Origin of the sequence: Bariatricus sp. HCP28S3_D3, from assembly GCF_052065755.1 — a bacterium.
In the GTDB taxonomy this organism is placed as follows: Bacteria; Bacillota; Clostridia; order Lachnospirales; family Lachnospiraceae; genus Allocoprococcus.
Window position 1 is genome coordinate 93955 of sequence record NZ_JBQHTK010000007.1, and the last position, 16836, is coordinate 110790.

Consider the following 16836-nt stretch of genomic DNA (forward strand, 5'->3'; position numbering starts at 1 on the left):
ACCACATGGCAGATAGATTTAAGTTTGCTGAGGTTCGCCAAGAAGTCATAGAAATGTTAAAGAAAGACTTGTTGGGACCGAGTAGTGAAAATGAAATATTGAATCAAAACCCGCGCTTTGAATATATCGTGGGTATGCTTGCGCCACAAACCAGTGAAAATGATACGAATGAGCAGGAAGTCGATGGAGATGCTTCTTTCGAAGGGGATGCAGATTATACTGCGGGCGAAGACGATGATAATGAGCCGGTCTTTACAAATCGATTTAAAACACCGTCTTCCATTGGCATCAGCTTTTACTTAGAAAGTAGTACAAAATCTTTCAATGTGGATGTGACTTGGGGCGATTATACCAAAGCTTCTGATAAAACCACTAACAAAGAGGGAAAAAAAGTTGATGTAAGCACGTATACACGTCATCCGCAGAAAGAGACAGTTGTTATTGATCTGCAAGAGTTTAGTAAGAACAAAGAATACCCTTTGGTTTGTGATTCAAATGTTATTTTATATATTTCTAAAATCGGCCTCAAGCAGGGGTATACCTTGGTAACAGCATATGTTATCAACAAGCGCAAAAATCCTGAGAGTGATATTGCTGGAATGATGTTCCAAGTCAACGTGCGTGCCTATTCCCAGGACAAAATGGATATCTTCGTGGCAGAACACATATGCAGAAAAATCCTTGCCGTCGATGAATTTTACTTTGCCCAGCGTCCTATTTTAGGAAGGGGACGTGGTTGCGCAGCAACTTGGAAAGCCAATAAAAATGGACATGCTTCTGAAATTGTATCGACATTTATTCCAGAGTACGAATTTCCGGGTGTTAGCGCTGCCTTAGAAGGTTTTGATCCGTTCTACTTTTCTATGAGAACACTCTCTGTTGCAAAGAAAAAAGATGACATCATTGCCCGGCTGAATGTCTTGGCAGATTCTTATGAGGATTGGATCCAGGAAAAACTGGTTCATGATTCAAAAATGGATGATGCTAAGTTCAAGAAAGAGATTGGCGATGCAGTAATAAAAAAATGTATAGAAGCTCTTGGGAGAATCCGCGCGGGCATTCAGCTACTTGTAGAGGATGATATTTCGTTTGATGCCTTTTGCTTTATGAATCGTTCTATGATTCTTCAGAGAAATATTATGAATTTCTCTAAGAGGCATGGAGCCGGTATCGAATGTGCCTTTAGGGATTTTGTGGATCCTCGTAATCCTTCCAATAATTTTGGATGGAGACCTTTCCAGATTGCTTTTATTCTCATGAATCTGAAAGGTATTGTAGATCCGGAACATGATAACCGCGAAGTCGTGGATCTTCTATACTTTCCGACTGGTGGAGGTAAAACTGAGGCATATCTGGGTCTTATGGCATTTGTTATTGCAAATAGAAGGCTGCGTGCTGACGAGAACGATGAATACAATCGTGACGGCGGTGTAACTGCAATCTTGCGTTATACTTTGCGCCTACTTACTACGCAACAGAGAGATCGTATCACCAAGATGATTCTGGCTGCGGAACTCATCCGACAAAAAGAATATCCGAAATACGGAAAAGAACCCATCAGTATTGGTTTCTGGGTTGGTGGTACTGTGACTCCGAACACCTTTAAAGAATTGGAAGAAGATCCGGAGGATCCAGCTAAAACAAGAACAGCAAGAAGCAAGAAAAACTCTATCTACAAACAGCTGCTTACATGTCCATTCTGCGGGAAGCCACTTACAGAGGAAAATTTTTATATAGATATTCCTACAAAATCGGTTAGCATCTATTGTTCGGATGATAAATGCATGTTCTATAGGTATAAACCCAGCAATAAGATGAAAATCCCGGTTTATTTGGTAGATGAAGAAATTTATGCTAAGTGCCCGACCATTATTCTGTCAACAGTTGATAAGTTTGCCCGCCTTCCGTGGGATGTGAATACAAATGCTCTGTTTGGTCGCGTTGATAGAATTTGCAGTCGCGATGGCTATGTTGCTATTGGAGCAGACCATGCTCGGCATACTTGTACAGAAGAGTTACCCACAGCTACGCTTAGATCAATTAAACCATTCCTTCCGCCGGAGCTGATTATCCAAGATGAGCTGCATCTTATCACAGGACCTCTGGGAACCGTATACGGTGCATATGAAACAGTTATTGAAGATCTGTGTTCCTACACGATTGGAGGTAAGAAAATCAAGCCAAAGTATGTTGTTTCTACGGCAACTATCAAAAATGCTGCTGAGCAGACAAAATGCTTATATGGCAGAAAAGTAACTGCGCAATTTCCACCAAATGGGTTTGAAATCGGTGACAGTTTCTATATTCGTGAGGTACCGGTTGAACAAGATCCGTTTAGAAGATACGTTGGTGTCTGCGCACCAGGCCAGTCTGTAAAGACAGCTTTGCTGCGTGTATATTCGATTATCCTTCAAAGTGCTTATAATCTTTCGCTGGATGATGAGTACAAGGATGTTATTGACCCTTACTATACCCTTGTTGGGTATTATAACAGTATTCGAGAACTCGGCGGTGCCGTTCGATTGCTACAGGATGATATTCCTGACAGAATTCAGCGTATTAAGAAAAAATATGGAATGAGTAGGCAGCGTTTCCTTAATCATAAGGTTGAAATTACTTCTCGCATGTCTTCTTATGACATTCCGAAGAAACTAAGTCAGTTGGAAACTTCATATACAGATAGAAATTGCCTAGATACGGCAATTGCAACTAATATGATTGCTGTTGGTATGGATGTGGATCGGCTTGGTCTCATGGTGGTAACTGGTCAGCCGAAACAGAACTCCGAATACATTCAGGCAACTAGCCGTATCGGGCGTTCTTATCCAGGCTTAGTAGTTACTCTATATAACCCTTATCGCCCCCGCGACTTGTCGCATTATGAGAATTTTACCGGTTATCATGCTCAGCTATATCGTTTTGTTGAAGGCACAACAGCGACACCGTTTTCTGCACGTGCAAGAGATCGCGTGCTGCATGCGCTGGTTATTTCTGCAATTCGTTTGCATTATCCGGAATTTGCAAGCAATGATGGAGCAGCAGCTATTGATAAGCTAACCGATGAGCAGCTTGATGAAGTGAAGGCTCTTATCATGAATCGATTGAACATCATTAAGCCTTCTGCTAAGGCAGATGCCGAACATGAGATTGATGATTTTATAAGCAATTGGAAACTGCTGGCAACTCAATCCAAGGAACTTAGATACTATGTCTATACAACTAAAACGTATAATCGCCTAATGAACACTTATGGCGAAGTTTGTACTGATCTTGAAAAGCCGACTCTTCGTTCTATGCGTGATGTTGAGAGTGCAGCAAATATGTTCTATTACACGGAGGACTAAAAGCCTATGTTTGATAATAATAAATTAGGTGAGATTCGTCCTAATCAGTTGATAACTACATTTGGTCCAGGTTCTATTGTGGATGCCGTGAAAGATTCCGTCACGGTTCTGGACTTGAACTATTGGAAGGAAAAAGGAAAGAAAATTATAGATGGCAGATTGGCCTCATATCTGGGTGTTGACTGCTTTTATATGCCACGGACTTCTTATAGCGGAGATATTCCTGTGGTCTCATTCCCTTATATGCATGTTTGTTCCAATGTGAAATGTGGGAGAATATTTGATTTAAGAGAGAATTTTGACCTGGATCGATATCTGAAGTTTGGTGTAACTTGTCCGGAATGTCATAGACAGGCCTATCCTTCTCGTTTTATTACTATTTGTGAGAACGGCCATATGGATGATTTCCCTTGGAGCTGGTGGGTTCACGGTGGCAATACAACCTGCAAAGGTACGATGAGGATGTATTCAACTGGCAATACATCAACGCTTGCAGATATGTGGGTTGAATGTTCCTGTGGGGCACGACGGAGTATGAGCGGCGCAACGCAGCATGAGAATTTTGAAGGTATGAAATGTTCCGGACATCATCCGTTCCGGCCAAATCATAAAAATGAAAAATGCGATAAGGAAATGATTCCTTCTCAGCGTGGCGCGTCGAATGTGTATTTTCCAGTAATGAGAAGTGCCATATCCATTCCACCTTGGATCAATCCGCTTTATAACTTGATTGATGAGCATTTGCGCTTAATTGACAGCTATGAAGAAGATTTTGGAGAGATGGGATTAGACAAAGTGTATCAAAAATATTTCTCTGCATTTACAAGAGAAGAATTTGATGCAGCTTTATTGCGCAGAAGACAGAACATCAAAGAGTTCACAGAGATTAAGCAGATGGAATACAACGCCATTACGCATCACGCAGATCCTGTGTACGCCTCCAACAAAAAACATTTTAAGGCTGAGGAGGATCCGCTTCCGGATTATCTGCTCCCGTATTTTAAGAGAGTCATTCGCATTACACGATTAAGAGAAGTGAGAGTGCTGCTTGGCTTCACCCGTGTAGATGCTCCGGATCCAGATGCCGATGAGCAGACAAATATCGTTTATCTAAATAAGGGTAAGACTGAAAAATGGCTTCCTGCTGCAGAAGTGCACGGTGAAGGTGTCTTTATTGAGTTTAATAGGGATAGTATTGATGCGTGGTTGAGAGATCCAGAACTGGGAGCACTTTCTCAGAAATATGCGCAGTGTTATAAGGAATTCTGTGAATCTAAAGAATGGACTGTTACCTCATTACGAGATGCAAGGTATGTCCTGATGCATACATTCGCACATTTGTTGATTAAGCAGATGTCAATGTCATCGGGGTACTCTTCATCCGCTATTCGTGAGCGTATTTATTTTGGGGATGATATGTCTGGTGTGTTGCTCTATACCGGAAGTGCCGATAAAGAAGGCTCACTTGGTGGACTTGTAGAATTGGGAAATATTGATCAGCTTATTGTTTTAATGAAAGACGCTTTCCAGGAAGCACTGGTTTGCACAAATGATCCGGAATGCCTTAACAATGTGCCTGCTGGCAATAATTCAAATGGCGCGGCGTGCCATTCCTGCTGTATGATCTCAGAAACAGCTTGCGAGAATGGAAATCGCATGTTGGATCGCGGACTAATTGTACCTATTGGCGGAAGAGAAAATCAGTCTTATTTTAAAACTTTGGTGGAAGAACTATGTCAACTGGAAGTATAAGCTTAGATATTTTGTTAAACAAAATTCTCACAGATGCTATATCTGGTGGAAATGAGTCTATCAGAGCCATTCAGAAGAGATACCCATCTCTTTCTGAAAAAGAAGCTCATGAAATTCTTGCTATGGTTTCAGCGACTGCCCAAAGTAACGATGAGATCGCTGAATTAGTTGTTACAGCGCCACCTTCTTTTGCGTTGAAAACAAAACCGACAAAGGTTACCGTAAGAGAAATGCTTATGGGAGCTAGGAAGAGCATTCTAATTACCGGGTACTCCCTCTCGGATTATTTTGCAGAGTTAGTTGATTGTGTAATTCAAAAGAGCCAAGAAGGCGTTCTCGTGAAATTTTTTGTGAATGACATTGAGAGTCAGAAGGCCTTTGACCGTTTATGCTGCTATAAGGGAAAATTCCTGCGAATTTATAACTATCCAAAACAAGAAGATAAAATGTCTGCTCTTCATGCAAAGGTAATTTCTGTTGATCAAACGGATACGCTGATTACATCCGCAAACCTTTCATATCATGGACAGGAAGGAAATATCGAGCTGGGGGCACGAATCCATTCGAAAGAATTGGCTAAACAAGCAGAGGATATATTTACTTCACTGGTATTCAAAAGGATATTTGTTGAACTGTAAGCTTTATGGAGGTGCGTCAATGAATTTAAGCTTGAAACATAAGCTAATGCTGCAATCATTGAGTCCATTGGCTTTTTTGACTATTGTACGCAATTTCAAATTTACCCCTGTCAGCGAACTTGCTGAAAATCAGTCATATTGGGGAGAGTTTGTTCGCCTTAATAATGTGCTGATTGTTGTGTTTTTGTTATGTGCTACATGGATTTTAGCAGCAATCATATCTTTTGTTTCTTTTACAGCCTTTAGATGGACTGATAAGAAACAAGGGTATCAGCTTTCTTTCTTCGTAGAAAAAGAGGACGCAAGTTTGAATTTTTTTATGACAATGATTATACCGCTTTTGATTGATGATGTAGGAACGATTCAGGGAGCGATAACATTTCTTATCATTGTGGTTATGATGTGTGCGCTGTTAAGCAAAACACATTTGTACTATGCGAATCCTGTGTTAGCAATCTTAGGATACCGAGTCTATGAGGTTACCTTTAAAAGTAACCCTGACTTTAATAATGAAGTTTGCTTGGCTGTAGTAAAAGGTAGGTTTCTAAAAAATCCGGGCACAGTAGAATATAAAGTGATTAATGATACAGTCCTCTACATGAAGGAGATGAACAAATGACCAAGGAAGAAATTCAGACATCGATTAAGTCGATAATGTTTTCTGGTGCAGTCTGCGGGATTGAAATTTATGCCAGTCTACGCAATGAAAATGGGTATCATACTAAAAAAATGAGGGCAACAGACAAGTTGCTTTCTAGCACAAAAGATAAGGTGGCAGGTTTTATCAATTGTACCTATCTTGCAGATGATGCAGAATTTGACACATCAGAAAATATTGCAGACAATAAGAAAGAATTTTATGAGATTAGTCTGACAGAGAGCTATAGGCCCTTTGCGTTCCTTAATGGTGCTGAAAAGTGTACAGAGTACTATTCGGAAAGTGATAAAAATAAACTGTCTGGATTTCTTTTTAGAATTAATTTGAATGACCAGTACTTTTGGGTTTATCAACATATATACTCTGTATCAAGAATTGATCGAAGTAAGAACATAATAGCCAGACTTACTGGAGATACGTACGATGAAATTGATAGCGATATTGTGCAGATAGATTCACGAGCAGATATAATTATTTTTTCTTCAAGTGTTGTTACGGCGAAAATGGATCTTATGCAAAGATTTTTTGGATTTGAGCAATACATACGAGCGGGAGCACAGAAGACGATTGAGATTATTCGCGATCTGGATATTGTAGATAGCCTTGAAAAGTTTGTTGCGTTTGAAAATAAAAGTAAGCTGACAAATGCAAAGAAGTTACTAAAGGCAAAGAGTTCGCCTGTTTTACAGATGAAAAAAAACGATTTGTTAGAGAATCTGAAAAAGCATTCTCGCTACAAAACTATGTTCAATTTTGAAGAAGATCATATTGTGATTTCTTCACAAAAAGAAGCGGCGGCATTTATTAAAATGTTGAATGATGATATTGTTCGGTCTGAACTCACAGGAAAAGAATATGACAGCTCCAGCAAAATGCTTTTGGGTCCAGTGGGAGCGAGTCAATGACTGACCAGTGATAGGAAAATATAGATGAGTGATAGAAGAAAAAAGGCTTCTATGTCACAGGTTCTGACAGATATAAAGCCTTACATAACGAAAAAGTTTATGGCGGCTCTCTGTGTTAAGGAGCAAGACATTCAGGCTATTTGTCAAATTCTCCTGCCCAGATACAAGAATGTACAGCTTATGCAGGGACTGACCAACAACAAGCCGGATTTCAGAATTCAGGTAAAAGGTTTGTTCGGGACAGAAGAGAAACGGTTTGAAGTGGTTGGCGGTGATAAGAAAAGACCAGCAACCAAGAAGAAATCCGACCTAGGCTGGATTGATCAGCTGGAAGAAATAAATGCTGCATTAGATGATTTTTGATGGCGATGCAGTGTGGAGGAGGTGCGGCTAAGTGACCTGGGCTGAATATTATGAGCGATATGACGGATGGCAGGAAAGTACTCAGTATAGCCGTCTGGCCTCTATCAAGGACTTCGGACCGGATGGAAGTCCATCTGAGGAAATATGTGACTGCATTCAGTATGTGGATACGCGCACAGCGACCAGCATTCTTCGCAGAGCATTAGCAGCGGGAGTCCGGTTTCGAGCCGCGGAAGTTGCGGAGATTGCAGATAGCGGGCAAATCGAAGATGAAGAAGCACTGGAAAAGTTGATTCAGACAGCTGTGGATGCTTATACGGGGGAACAGCTGGATACGCTGCTGAGCTGTCTTCCTGATCCGGAACCGGTGTTTGAGTTGATTGATAAGATTACTTCCAAACCAACGCACTTTACAGAGGAGGATGTTCTGACACTGCTTCCTAATCTGCCAGATGAGGAATCCATCGATCAGCTGGTCAACTCGACAGATGCGATTTTCACAGAAAATGGGCTGAATGAGTTATGTGATTATGGTGTGGACGAGTCTCTGATTAGGAAGATTTCAAAGCGCAGTGGCATTCCGTATGCTGATCCGGATGAGCCAGATGAGGAATTTCCGCTTAAAGAGACACAACCGAAGAAGCCGGGACTGTTCAGCAGTATACTAATGGGAATGGCTCTGGCTGGTAGTCCTAAGCCTAAAAGTACAGGCAGATGCACGGGAGATTGTGCTCATTGTCCTCCCCACTATGGTTATCGCTATGGACGATGGTACTATGGACATGGGCATACACATGGCTGCGAATTCTGTGGAAATGGAGGATGCAGTGGTAAGTGCAACATGGACTGAGATTCGGAAGGATGTTGCAAAAATGGATATGGATATAAACGGGATTGCAGAGAGAATTCAAGATGCAAGTGAGCTGTCATATAGTTACTATAAATCGCTTGTAGATAGAATTATTGCAGAGAAGGCATCTGAAAAAGAAGTGGAACATCTGTTGGATTACATGCTTGATGTATGCCATGATGATAGAATGCTGAATCTGTTCAAGAAGGTTTGCAGACGATATTATAGTCTTTATCCGGAAATGATTGCATCTGAGATACTGGCCTATAAGGAATGGTATGAGGATTGAATGATTCTATCTTAAATCAAAGGATGAGGATGGTTGTTGAGTGTATAGAAAATGGACAAAGAATGATATAGAAGCATCCAAAGCGCGTTTCCGTAGGCTTTATGCGCAATCGCCGATTGAGTACCGGTTTTTCTGTGGTCACGATATTCAGAGCGAAGATGACGAGGATGCATTAGATTACTACATGATTGGAGTATGGCTGGTTCAACATAGGAAATATTCTGACTGGTCGAAAGAAAAATCGTTTGATTTGGCGGAAATTCTTGAATTTATGCGAGTGTACAGGATAAGAATTCCACGATATATCAAGCGTACAAGATTTTATCGTGAAAAATTAACTTAAAAGATGACACGACAAGAATTATTTGCATGGATACGCCAGCAGTACGGCACAGAGCCGGAATACCCTTGGCATGACTGGAATGCTGTGCTGCGGCACAATGACAATAATAAATGGTATGGTGTAGTTCTGGAAGTATCTGCTGATAAGTTGGGATTGTCGGAGGCAGGCATCATTGATGTTCTCAATGTGAAAAGTGATCCGCTGCTGATCGGCTCTCTTCGTGGGCAAGACGGCTATTTTCCAGCCTATCACATGAATAAGGAAAAATGGCTTAGTATTCAGCTTGGCAAACCAGAACTGGATGATGCCATCAAAGACCTGCTTTCTTTGAGCTATGAGCTGACGGCACCGAAGAAGCGCAAACCAAAGTCATCAGCAAAAAATCCGGGAGATTTCGCAAATGGCAAAGAAAAAGAAACTGACGAAGGCTGAGCGAAAGGAAGCCCGCCTCCGAAAAGGCAAGCAGTGGCTGCTCACCTATACCGGCTCACCGAAAAAGATGAACAAGCATTACCGGGAACGCTTTCATGTGGATGCTGTGACTGCCGCTAAAGATTTGCAGGAGCTTGGAGTCAATTATACACAGGAGCAGCTTGACCAGATTAAACAGGCTGAAGAACAGCGGCTTCGGCAGCGGAGAATGGAGCGGGAAGCGAAAGAACGGGAACGGCTGGGAGAACTGTATGAGGACTGCGATGGTCGCTTTGCCTTTATCGCCGGATATACAGATGGCGGCGCACCGTATGGTGTGATGTGGGAAGAAGTCGGCATTGATCCGGGACTGCCGTTCGAGGAAAAAGTGAAGCTCTATCACATGCAGATGTTAGGCTGATAATTGTGCAGACGGCATCTGCACAATTTGCAACAAAAAAGAGGAGCCGGTCAAGGCTCCTCGAAGATACGTTATTTCAAAAAGTTGCTTTTATGTTCCAGTGCGTGCAGATTATAGCCAAGTGTGGCCAGGTGTGCTACCTTCAGCGCAACCAGATTGATGTCAGTGGACATCGCGCTGGCGATCTGCTCGGCTGTGTATCCATACTCATAGATGTAACGAAGGACTTCGTTGCTGTCCATCAAGATCTCCGCTGCTACGATGTTCGCTTCATATTCCGGTTTGGATTTCATGTCGTAGAGCATGAACTCATGAATCGGGGTGGTTTTCGCCATATTCCGGTGAAGCTGATCATGCCCTAATTCATGTGCGCACACGATGCGCAGCATATTTTCATCCAGACTGTTATTCAGGAAAATAAAGCGATTTCGCTTAATCACCCGGTACATTCCCTTCAGGGAACCAAAATTTTCGCAAAGCATGACATTGATACCAAGCTGCCTTGCAATTTCAAAAGGGTCTCTGGAACCGCAGCGTTTTACCAGTTTCTCACCGACCCGTGAAAGCTGTTCCGCATTCATCATACCACCTCCAGTTTACAGTATAGCGAAAAGTGTGTACGATAAATATCACTGATCGGATTTTTTACGCCTCGTTTTCGGGGCGTATTTTTTATTGTTCTCTTTGGCAATCCAGTAGGCATCGGTCAGAGCTTTATAAGCTCCTTCGATGGCATCTTCGCTTAATTCGCCGCCAGCGAACATACCGGTCACTTCGCTGACCAGTTCTTCAATATCTTTCGCTGCTTTTGCGCCGCCTTTTTCATGAGCTTCTACGACATAGGTGCCGCTGCTTCCCAGCAGGTACTCAGTAGTAGTATTCAGCGCATCCGCAATCTTCTGGATCGTAACCATATTGGATGGTTTGCGGCTGCCAAGCTCATAATTCTGAATTGTGCGGGCGGTTACACCGGCCTTCTCTGCAAGTTCTACCTGAGTTAAATTGGCTTCTGTTCTTTTTTCTTTCAACCTTTCTTTGAAGACCATAGGAATACCTCTTTCTTTTTTGATTACGAACACGAACATTTTTTCATAAAAACCTATTGACACGAAAAACTGTGCTTGCTATAATGACGATGAAAACACGAAATATAATTCGTGTAATTATAGTATCACAAGAAATGCTGTGTGTCAATGCGTTCGTGAAAAGTTGTTCGTGCTTTCACGAACGGAGAGGAGGAATACGGGATGCAAAGAGTGATTCTTCACTGTGATATGAATAATTTCTATGCCTCTGTCGAGTGTATGCTGAACCCGGAACTGAAGAACAAGCCGGTGGCAGTGTGCGGTTCTGTGGAGGAACGGCATGGCATCGTACTTGCGAAGAACTATGCAGCAAAGGCGTTTGGCGTTTCCACGGGAGAGGCAATCTGGCAAGCAAAGCAGAAGTGCCAGGATCTTGTGATCGTGGAGCCGCACTATGAGCAATATATGAAGTTTTCAAAGCTGGCTCGTGAAATATACGGTCGCTATACCGATCAGATCGAGCCGTATGGGATGGACGAATGCTGGCTGGATGTGACCGGAAGCGGCTGCATGGGAACCGGATTTGAAATTGCAGATGAAATTCGCAGAACGGTTAAGTTTGAATTGGGACTTACGATTTCCGCAGGAGTGAGTTTCAACAAGATTTTTGCTAAGCTTGGGTCGGATATGAAAAAGCCGGATGCGATTACCTGCATCGAAGCAGATTCGTTCCGGGAGAAGATTTGGTGTCTTCCCGCCTCTGACTTGCTTGGAGTCGGCAGAGCGACCGAGAAGGTTCTGTCCGGTTATGGGATTCATACCATTGGAGAGCTTGCTGCAACATCGGATGATTTCTTGAAGTGCCGCCTTGGAAAGAATGGACTGGCGATTAAGAAATATGCCAATGGACTGGATGATTCGCTGGTTATGCATTCCGATTATGTCTCCCCAGTAAAGAGCATTGGGCACGGGATAACGACCATGCAGGATTTGGAAAATAACGCCGAAGTCTGGTGTGTCATGCTGGAGCTGGTGCAGGAAATCGGAACTAAGCTGCGAACGCATAAAAAGAAAGCAGGCGGAATTGCGATTTCCATCCGCAACAATGAGCTTTTCACGAAGGAGTGGCAGTGCCGGATTAGCATTCCGACACAAAGCCCTACCTATCTGGCGAAAACCGCATTTTCTTTGTTTGCAAAGAATTATCAGTGGGAACACCCGATTCGTTCGGTGACGGTTCGGGCAATCAATCTGTTTGAAGAGGATTGTCCGATACAATACGACCTATTCACAGATGTGAAATCACTGGATCGCCAGGAACGGCTGGACGCAGCGATTGAGCAGATTCGATTCCGATTCGGGAAAGATGCGATTAAAAATGGGGTACTTTTTCAGAAAAGCAAGATGCCGACAGAGCGAAAAGTGGATTTGGTCATGCCGACAGGAATGATCGGTTAATACAGCACCGGCAGAATCTGGTGAGTTCTTTGCTAAAAGAAGTCAACACATTCGCCGGTTTACAGAGGAGGAGCGTAGAATATGTCGGAACAGAAATGTAGAAAAGTATATGTACCTGTGAATTTGGATGTGGATGCGGAGGGAAATATCCGCCCGCGTCTGATTCGGTGGATTGACGGACGGGTGTATGAGATCGACCGATTGAAGCATAAGTGCCGGGCTGCTTCCACGAAGGTAGGTGGCTGCGGAATCCGCTATACGGTCATGATCGGTGGGCATGAGAGTTTCCTGTACAACGAAGATGAAAAATGGTTCGTTGAAGCAAAGGAGCCGTGCCTATGATCCTTTCGCAGAAAAACATAGAAGAAATCGCTGTTGCAGTGATAAGAGATTTTCAAAAGTCCTTTTTCGGCAGCGAAGCAGATGATCCGGCAAGATTCGCACTTCCGACACCCATTGACCAGTTTGCATCCGATTATCTGAACCTGAAGGTGTCATTTCAAAAGTTGTCCTCGGACGGAAGCATCTATGGTCTGACCGCGTATGTGGATACAGAATATCAGATAGAGGTTGATGGAAGTCAGAGGAGCATCTTCCTGAAAACCAATGATGTGGTTCTGGACAAGAGTTTCATTGAACCAGCGAATATTCGGAAACTCTGCGGAAAACGCAGATTTACGCTGGCACATGAGTGCGCTCACCAGATACTGTTTCAGCTGGATTCCGATGACCGAAAGATAGCCTGCCATAAGAGACCGGAAGTGCGAGGAAATGGCTCGCGCGTCTTGAGAACGCAGGAAGATTGGAACGAATGGCAGGCAAATACGCTGGGAGCTGCCATTCTGATGCCTCAGTCAGAAGTGGATCGGGCGATGTGGTTCATCAACAGCAGAAAGCCTCTGACCTGTTATGGATGGCGTTTTTACGACAGTGACCAAGTGAAGATAGATACCTTCTGTGGTGTCTTTGGTGTTTCGAGATCAGCAGCAGCTATCCGATTGGAACAACTGGGCTATCTGAACCGGAAAAAGGATTATGAATATCGTGATCCATTGGAGGTGTGGCCATGAGCAGGAATATCAGAGTATCGGAACCATCTGCGGAAATGCAGATTAAAATCATCCGGGCAAAGGATGCGATTGCTTCGCAAAAGCCCAGGATTGTCAGGTGCCCTTATTGCCGACACAATTCAATCATCGTCTTTGAGGATACCAGAGGACATGTGCAGACCAAATGTAAGGCCTGCGGACGCGAGACCGTCTTCAATGTTTTGGAGATGAGAAGATTACGGAGATTGCAGCTCTACTATTCGTCTTTGAATGGTTGAGATGACAATAAATAACCCTATTAACACAATTTTATAAGTCATAGCTGTGCTGTGGAGCCGCTGACAGGCGAAGTCTTCCGAATGCCGCATGAGACAGAATTATGGGATACCCATGTTCTGTTTTATCGGCACAGGATTTTTCTTCACCGTCATGCGGCTCTTTTTTTGACCTTCCGTCGATCCGGTTCTGTACCGGCTGTGCGGAAGGAGAAACGTATGTATTTTGACGCAAAAGAGTTTGGTAAGAGACTTCACGATGTTCGCACTTCCCGTGGCATTACGCAGGAGGAACTGGCGGTTCGCCTGGGCCTGGCAAGCAAGCAGCATGTCAGCCGCATGGAGAACGGTGAACGCAGCTGCTCTATTGACTTGCTGATTGAACTGTCCTGCATCCTCCATGTCAGCACGGATTATCTTCTGATGGGCAGCGAGCCAAGCAAAGAGGAAGTCAAAAATGATCTTCTTAGTATTATTTCGGAGCTGTCTACGATTGCGAAAAAAATCTAAAAAGCATTAGGCGCAATATAACTGCTGACGGCGTAGAATCATGGTGGCTATCTTGGTGGATACCTTGATGGGTGTCATCCTCTAAGTTATCATGGGTTGCGTCATAGGACTTATCATTGGCTGTACCCATGATAGAGTGAGCATGAGTGATTTGAGCACCCTCACTGCCGTGGGCAATAAGGTGGATACAAAGATTCAAAACTGTGTGTGGGATGTCCGGCGATTTATCTTGCTCACTAACTTGGTCATTGACTAAGTTTTTCTAACTAAGTTGGTAATTTACATTTTTCAAGATGACTCTGAAATCTGTTGCCGTTGAGAAAATTTTCGGATTATATGCCGCTGTATATCCAGGCGGCTTTTCGGTTTCCCTGACGATTTTGCGTAGGCCGCTTCCATGACGCTCCATGTATTTCATGCGGTGGAACGGGTCAGCAATCACAGGGCTTGCCATATTGAACGGATACTTTTTAGTGTCAAAAGCAAATCGGAAAATAAAAACGGAAAATCCGTTGATATTTCCTGATTTGCGGCGTATAATAAGATTATAAGAAAATAAAAACGAAAAAACTGTTTTTAGAGGAGGACTACCTATGAAAATACTCCGCATCACCGCACAAGGACTCCCATTATTCAAAAAAGACTTGGATATTTGCTTTTATACGCAGCAACGTGTTTGCGAAGAGGACAAAGATAGTCTTTACCGTTTGACGGATAACTACTATCTCCACTCTGCCTGTGCTTTCATTGGAATTAACGCATCTGGCAAGACCTCGGTATTAAAGGTCATTAGCTTGGCCTTAAATATTGTGAAAAATGAGCCCATCAATCATGTGGAGGCAAAAAGCATTCTTGGCGGAGCGAAGAATGCTACAATCCGCACATATTTTTATGATAAGCGCAGCTACGTCTGCTGCTTGGAAACTGTAATTGCAGCAAAGAAGTCGAAAACAGGGGAATATATGTATTCGATTCTGTCTGAAAGCCTTTGGGAAAAACCAATTGCAACCGTTAAGTCGAAAAAGTATCTGACAGATTTTACAGGAATGAAGCCTGTAGAGCAGCGCAATAGCGATGAAGCATACCTTTCTGATGATGTCAGCTTTGTCATTGCACATAATAAAAAAGCGAATGATACAGTGGAAATATTCAGCCTGCTTTCCTATACGAATGTGAATGTGCTTCCATTTACCGAAGATATTCCATTGGAGGTAATTGCATTTCTCGATCCGACCATTGAGAAATTGTGTTTTGAACAGACAGAGGGAAAAACATTTATCCACTTGAAGTTTAAGGATGAAGAAGAGATTATCCTGAATAATGCGGCAGACCTTGAGCAGTATCTGTCCTCTGGTACGATTAAGGGTATTATTACATTCTCGATGGTAAAGGAAGTTCTTCATTCAGGTGGTTATCTTCTGGTAGATGAAATAGAGAATCATTTCAACAAGGAAATTGTAACGACCTTAGTGCGCTTCTTTATGGACAGCCGACTGAACAAAAATGGCGGAACGCTTATTTTCACTACGCATTATCCGGAACTGCTGGACGAATATGACCGAAATGACGGAATTTGTATCGTTAGAAACCGTAATGGCATTACAGCAGAAAATCTGAGCTATATATTGAAACGTAATGATATTAAAAAGAGTGATGCTTACCAGAGCGGCTTCCTTGAGGGAACAACGCCAGCATATGAAGCGTATATGCGCTTGAAGAAAAGCCTGGCTGCTTCAATCAATTAAGGAGGCGGCAGAATGGAATTAGCAAAATACAAGGCGTGTATATGTGAAGGCTCTGCCGAAGAAGCTATTATCGACATACTGGTTGATAATGATCTTCTGATTTTCAACAGAGAAGAAATGTTGGAAGAACGTGTCATCCGTTGCAGAAGTGCTAAACGATTCGAGGAGCGATACTTACGGAAAGGATTCGATGAGCAGATTTCTGTGATACGGATTTTGGATTCTCGCAGAGAGGAATTTCGATTGAGTAAAGCATATGAGCAGAAAATTGACGTGGTAAATGTCATTACTGCTCCAGAAATTGAAATGCTGATTATTCATGCGGAAGGAGCATATGATCAGTTTAAGCGTTCTGGAAAAAAACCAAGCGAATTTTGTAAAATAAATCTTCGGATGCATGATGTGAAGTCGTATGATTTTGTGAAGCAGTATTTCAGTAATCCTCAGCTCTTGGTGAAAGCCATAAAAGAGTATCGCAGAACAGCAAATATCCCCAAAGGAGAATACAGCTTGTCTGATTTGCTGAGATGAGCGTTGCTTTTTTGATGCATTGGCCGTGACTCAAATGGTCACCAGGAGATAAACGGGTACCAGTTTATAGAAAACAGAATAGAATCGTCTTTGATGCCTCGTTGGGAAACCAACGGGGTATTTTTTTGCCTCAATCCGGCTGTATAGAACACTGGAAAAGTCAAAACGAACCGTATGTAGTCCTGCAAGGACAACCAAAGTGCGCCTACGAGGCCAACGCGAAACCGGAGGATTCTTGTTAAACTTACTTTGTAAGGACGAAAGTCCGG

The 16836-nt window shown here is 42.8% G+C and carries 20 protein-coding genes and 1 pseudogene; 18 read left to right on the forward strand and 3 right to left on the reverse strand.

Annotated features, from left to right (window positions below; genetic code table 11):
- Positions 1–5: 5 nt before the first annotated feature.
- The 11 genes from drmA to ACTNB3_RS07530 are packed head-to-tail and all read left to right on the forward strand — an operon-like array spanning position 6 to position 9974.
- Positions 6–3344, forward strand: coding sequence for a DISARM system helicase DrmA (drmA, locus tag ACTNB3_RS07480; RefSeq protein WP_441024937.1), 3339 nt, complete (start codon positions 6–8; stop codon positions 3342–3344).
- Between the two features lie 6 nt (positions 3345–3350).
- Positions 3351–5096, forward strand: a complete 1746-nt coding sequence (drmB, locus tag ACTNB3_RS07485; RefSeq protein WP_441024938.1) for a DrmB family protein — start codon at positions 3351–3353, stop codon at positions 5094–5096.
- Entirely contained in the window at positions 5078–5734 is a 657-nt protein-coding gene (locus ACTNB3_RS07490; RefSeq protein WP_441024939.1) for a phospholipase D-like domain-containing protein, read from the forward strand. The genes drmB and ACTNB3_RS07490 overlap by 19 nt, the downstream gene beginning before the upstream one ends.
- Positions 5735–5753: 19 nt before the next feature.
- Positions 5754–6353: a hypothetical protein gene (locus tag ACTNB3_RS07495; protein ID WP_441024941.1), complete on the forward strand. Its 600-nt coding sequence runs from the start codon at positions 5754–5756 to the stop codon at positions 6351–6353.
- Complete coding sequence (locus ACTNB3_RS07500) at positions 6350–7297, forward strand: DUF4868 domain-containing protein (RefSeq protein ID WP_441024942.1); 948 nt, start codon at positions 6350–6352, stop codon at positions 7295–7297. Before ACTNB3_RS07495 ends, ACTNB3_RS07500 begins: the two co-directional genes overlap by 4 nt.
- A 24-nt stretch (positions 7298–7321) precedes the next feature.
- On the forward strand, positions 7322–7660 hold the full coding sequence (locus ACTNB3_RS07505; RefSeq protein ID WP_441024943.1) for a hypothetical protein: 339 nt from the start codon (positions 7322–7324) through the stop codon (positions 7658–7660).
- Between the two features lie 31 nt (positions 7661–7691).
- Positions 7692–8510, forward strand: coding sequence for a hypothetical protein (locus tag ACTNB3_RS07510; RefSeq protein ID WP_441024944.1), 819 nt, complete (start codon positions 7692–7694; stop codon positions 8508–8510).
- On the forward strand, positions 8488–8799 hold the full coding sequence (locus ACTNB3_RS07515) for a hypothetical protein (RefSeq protein WP_441024946.1): 312 nt from the start codon (positions 8488–8490) through the stop codon (positions 8797–8799). Before ACTNB3_RS07510 ends, ACTNB3_RS07515 begins: the two co-directional genes overlap by 23 nt.
- 40 nt (positions 8800–8839) lie before the next feature.
- On the forward strand, positions 8840–9142 hold the full coding sequence (locus ACTNB3_RS07520; protein ID WP_441024947.1) for a chalcone synthase: 303 nt from the start codon (positions 8840–8842) through the stop codon (positions 9140–9142).
- Positions 9143–9145: 3 nt separating this feature from the next.
- Positions 9146–9574 carry an MmcQ/YjbR family DNA-binding protein gene (locus tag ACTNB3_RS07525; protein WP_441024949.1) on the forward strand — a complete coding sequence of 143 codons (429 nt, stop codon included), beginning with the start codon at positions 9146–9148 and terminating at the stop codon, positions 9572–9574.
- The gene (locus ACTNB3_RS07530) at positions 9543–9974 is read left to right on the forward strand and encodes a hypothetical protein (protein WP_117964039.1); all 432 of its coding nucleotides are present in this window, start codon (positions 9543–9545) and stop codon (positions 9972–9974) included. Before ACTNB3_RS07525 ends, ACTNB3_RS07530 begins: the two co-directional genes overlap by 32 nt.
- Before the next feature lie 71 nt (positions 9975–10045).
- On the opposite strand, the gene ACTNB3_RS07535 is transcribed toward ACTNB3_RS07530, so the two are convergent.
- Positions 10046–10558: an ImmA/IrrE family metallo-endopeptidase gene (locus ACTNB3_RS07535; protein WP_257360077.1), complete on the reverse strand. Its 513-nt coding sequence runs from the start codon at positions 10556–10558 to the stop codon at positions 10046–10048.
- 45 nt (positions 10559–10603) lie between these two features.
- Entirely contained in the window at positions 10604–11020 is a 417-nt protein-coding gene (locus tag ACTNB3_RS07540; protein ID WP_002576372.1) for a helix-turn-helix domain-containing protein, read from the reverse strand.
- Between the two features lie 201 nt (positions 11021–11221).
- Between ACTNB3_RS07540 and ACTNB3_RS07545 the strand changes: the two genes are divergently transcribed.
- The 5 genes from ACTNB3_RS07545 (at position 11222) to ACTNB3_RS07565 (ending at position 14291) form a co-directional block, all read left to right on the forward strand.
- The gene (locus tag ACTNB3_RS07545; RefSeq protein ID WP_441024950.1) at positions 11222–12457 is read left to right on the forward strand and encodes a DNA polymerase Y family protein; all 1236 of its coding nucleotides are present in this window, start codon (positions 11222–11224) and stop codon (positions 12455–12457) included.
- An 81-nt stretch (positions 12458–12538) separates the two neighbouring features.
- Complete coding sequence (locus tag ACTNB3_RS07550) at positions 12539–12799, forward strand: hypothetical protein (protein ID WP_013274265.1); 261 nt, start codon at positions 12539–12541, stop codon at positions 12797–12799.
- Positions 12796–13527: an ImmA/IrrE family metallo-endopeptidase gene (locus tag ACTNB3_RS07555; protein WP_097772838.1), complete on the forward strand. Its 732-nt coding sequence runs from the start codon at positions 12796–12798 to the stop codon at positions 13525–13527. Before ACTNB3_RS07550 ends, ACTNB3_RS07555 begins: the two co-directional genes overlap by 4 nt.
- Complete coding sequence (locus ACTNB3_RS07560) at positions 13524–13784, forward strand: hypothetical protein (RefSeq protein WP_008396552.1); 261 nt, start codon at positions 13524–13526, stop codon at positions 13782–13784. The genes ACTNB3_RS07555 and ACTNB3_RS07560 overlap by 4 nt, the downstream gene beginning before the upstream one ends.
- A gap of 81 nt (positions 13785–13865) precedes the next feature.
- Positions 13866–14291: a helix-turn-helix domain-containing protein gene (locus ACTNB3_RS07565; protein WP_227192417.1), complete on the forward strand. Its 426-nt coding sequence runs from the start codon at positions 13866–13868 to the stop codon at positions 14289–14291.
- Between the two features lie 268 nt (positions 14292–14559).
- Here the strand turns inward: ACTNB3_RS07565 and ACTNB3_RS07570 are convergent.
- Positions 14560–14739: pseudogene (locus tag ACTNB3_RS07570) on the reverse strand (ATP-binding protein); the annotation flags it as partial.
- Positions 14740–14884: 145 nt separating this feature from the next.
- Between ACTNB3_RS07570 and ACTNB3_RS07575 the strand changes: the two are divergent.
- Together ACTNB3_RS07575 and ACTNB3_RS07580 are read left to right on the forward strand one after the other, a co-directional pair.
- On the forward strand, positions 14885–16036 hold the full coding sequence (locus ACTNB3_RS07575; RefSeq protein ID WP_117505044.1) for an AAA family ATPase: 1152 nt from the start codon (positions 14885–14887) through the stop codon (positions 16034–16036).
- A gap of 12 nt (positions 16037–16048) precedes the next feature.
- Complete coding sequence (locus ACTNB3_RS07580; protein ID WP_002576365.1) at positions 16049–16567, forward strand: hypothetical protein; 519 nt, start codon at positions 16049–16051, stop codon at positions 16565–16567.
- Positions 16568–16836: the final 269 nt, after the last annotated feature.

Excerpts from the sequence above, each read along its gene's own strand:
- drmA (WP_441024937.1), top strand. The coding sequence starts at position 6 with ATGGCAGATAGATTTAAGTTTGCTGAGGTTCGCCAAGAAGTCATAGAA.
- drmB (WP_441024938.1), top strand. The coding sequence starts at position 3,351 with ATGTTTGATAATAATAAATTAGGTGAGATTCGTCCTAATCAGTTGATA.
- ACTNB3_RS07490 (WP_441024939.1), top strand. The coding sequence starts at position 5,078 with ATGTCAACTGGAAGTATAAGCTTAGATATTTTGTTAAACAAAATTCTC.
- ACTNB3_RS07495 (WP_441024941.1), top strand. The coding sequence starts at position 5,754 with ATGAATTTAAGCTTGAAACATAAGCTAATGCTGCAATCATTGAGTCCA.
- ACTNB3_RS07500 (WP_441024942.1), top strand. The coding sequence starts at position 6,350 with ATGACCAAGGAAGAAATTCAGACATCGATTAAGTCGATAATGTTTTCT.
- ACTNB3_RS07505 (WP_441024943.1), top strand. The coding sequence starts at position 7,322 with ATGAGTGATAGAAGAAAAAAGGCTTCTATGTCACAGGTTCTGACAGAT.
- ACTNB3_RS07525 (WP_441024949.1), top strand. The coding sequence starts at position 9,146 with ATGACACGACAAGAATTATTTGCATGGATACGCCAGCAGTACGGCACA.
- ACTNB3_RS07530 (WP_117964039.1), top strand. The coding sequence starts at position 9,543 with ATGGCAAAGAAAAAGAAACTGACGAAGGCTGAGCGAAAGGAAGCCCGC.
- ACTNB3_RS07535 (WP_257360077.1), bottom strand. The coding sequence starts at position 10,558 with ATGATGAATGCGGAACAGCTTTCACGGGTCGGTGAGAAACTGGTAAAA.
- ACTNB3_RS07540 (WP_002576372.1), bottom strand. The coding sequence starts at position 11,020 with ATGGTCTTCAAAGAAAGGTTGAAAGAAAAAAGAACAGAAGCCAATTTA.
- ACTNB3_RS07545 (WP_441024950.1), top strand. The coding sequence starts at position 11,222 with ATGCAAAGAGTGATTCTTCACTGTGATATGAATAATTTCTATGCCTCT.
- ACTNB3_RS07550 (WP_013274265.1), top strand. The coding sequence starts at position 12,539 with ATGTCGGAACAGAAATGTAGAAAAGTATATGTACCTGTGAATTTGGAT.
- ACTNB3_RS07555 (WP_097772838.1), top strand. The coding sequence starts at position 12,796 with ATGATCCTTTCGCAGAAAAACATAGAAGAAATCGCTGTTGCAGTGATA.
- ACTNB3_RS07560 (WP_008396552.1), top strand. The coding sequence starts at position 13,524 with ATGAGCAGGAATATCAGAGTATCGGAACCATCTGCGGAAATGCAGATT.
- ACTNB3_RS07565 (WP_227192417.1), top strand. The coding sequence starts at position 13,866 with ATGCCGCATGAGACAGAATTATGGGATACCCATGTTCTGTTTTATCGG.
- ACTNB3_RS07575 (WP_117505044.1), top strand. The coding sequence starts at position 14,885 with ATGAAAATACTCCGCATCACCGCACAAGGACTCCCATTATTCAAAAAA.
- ACTNB3_RS07580 (WP_002576365.1), top strand. The coding sequence starts at position 16,049 with ATGGAATTAGCAAAATACAAGGCGTGTATATGTGAAGGCTCTGCCGAA.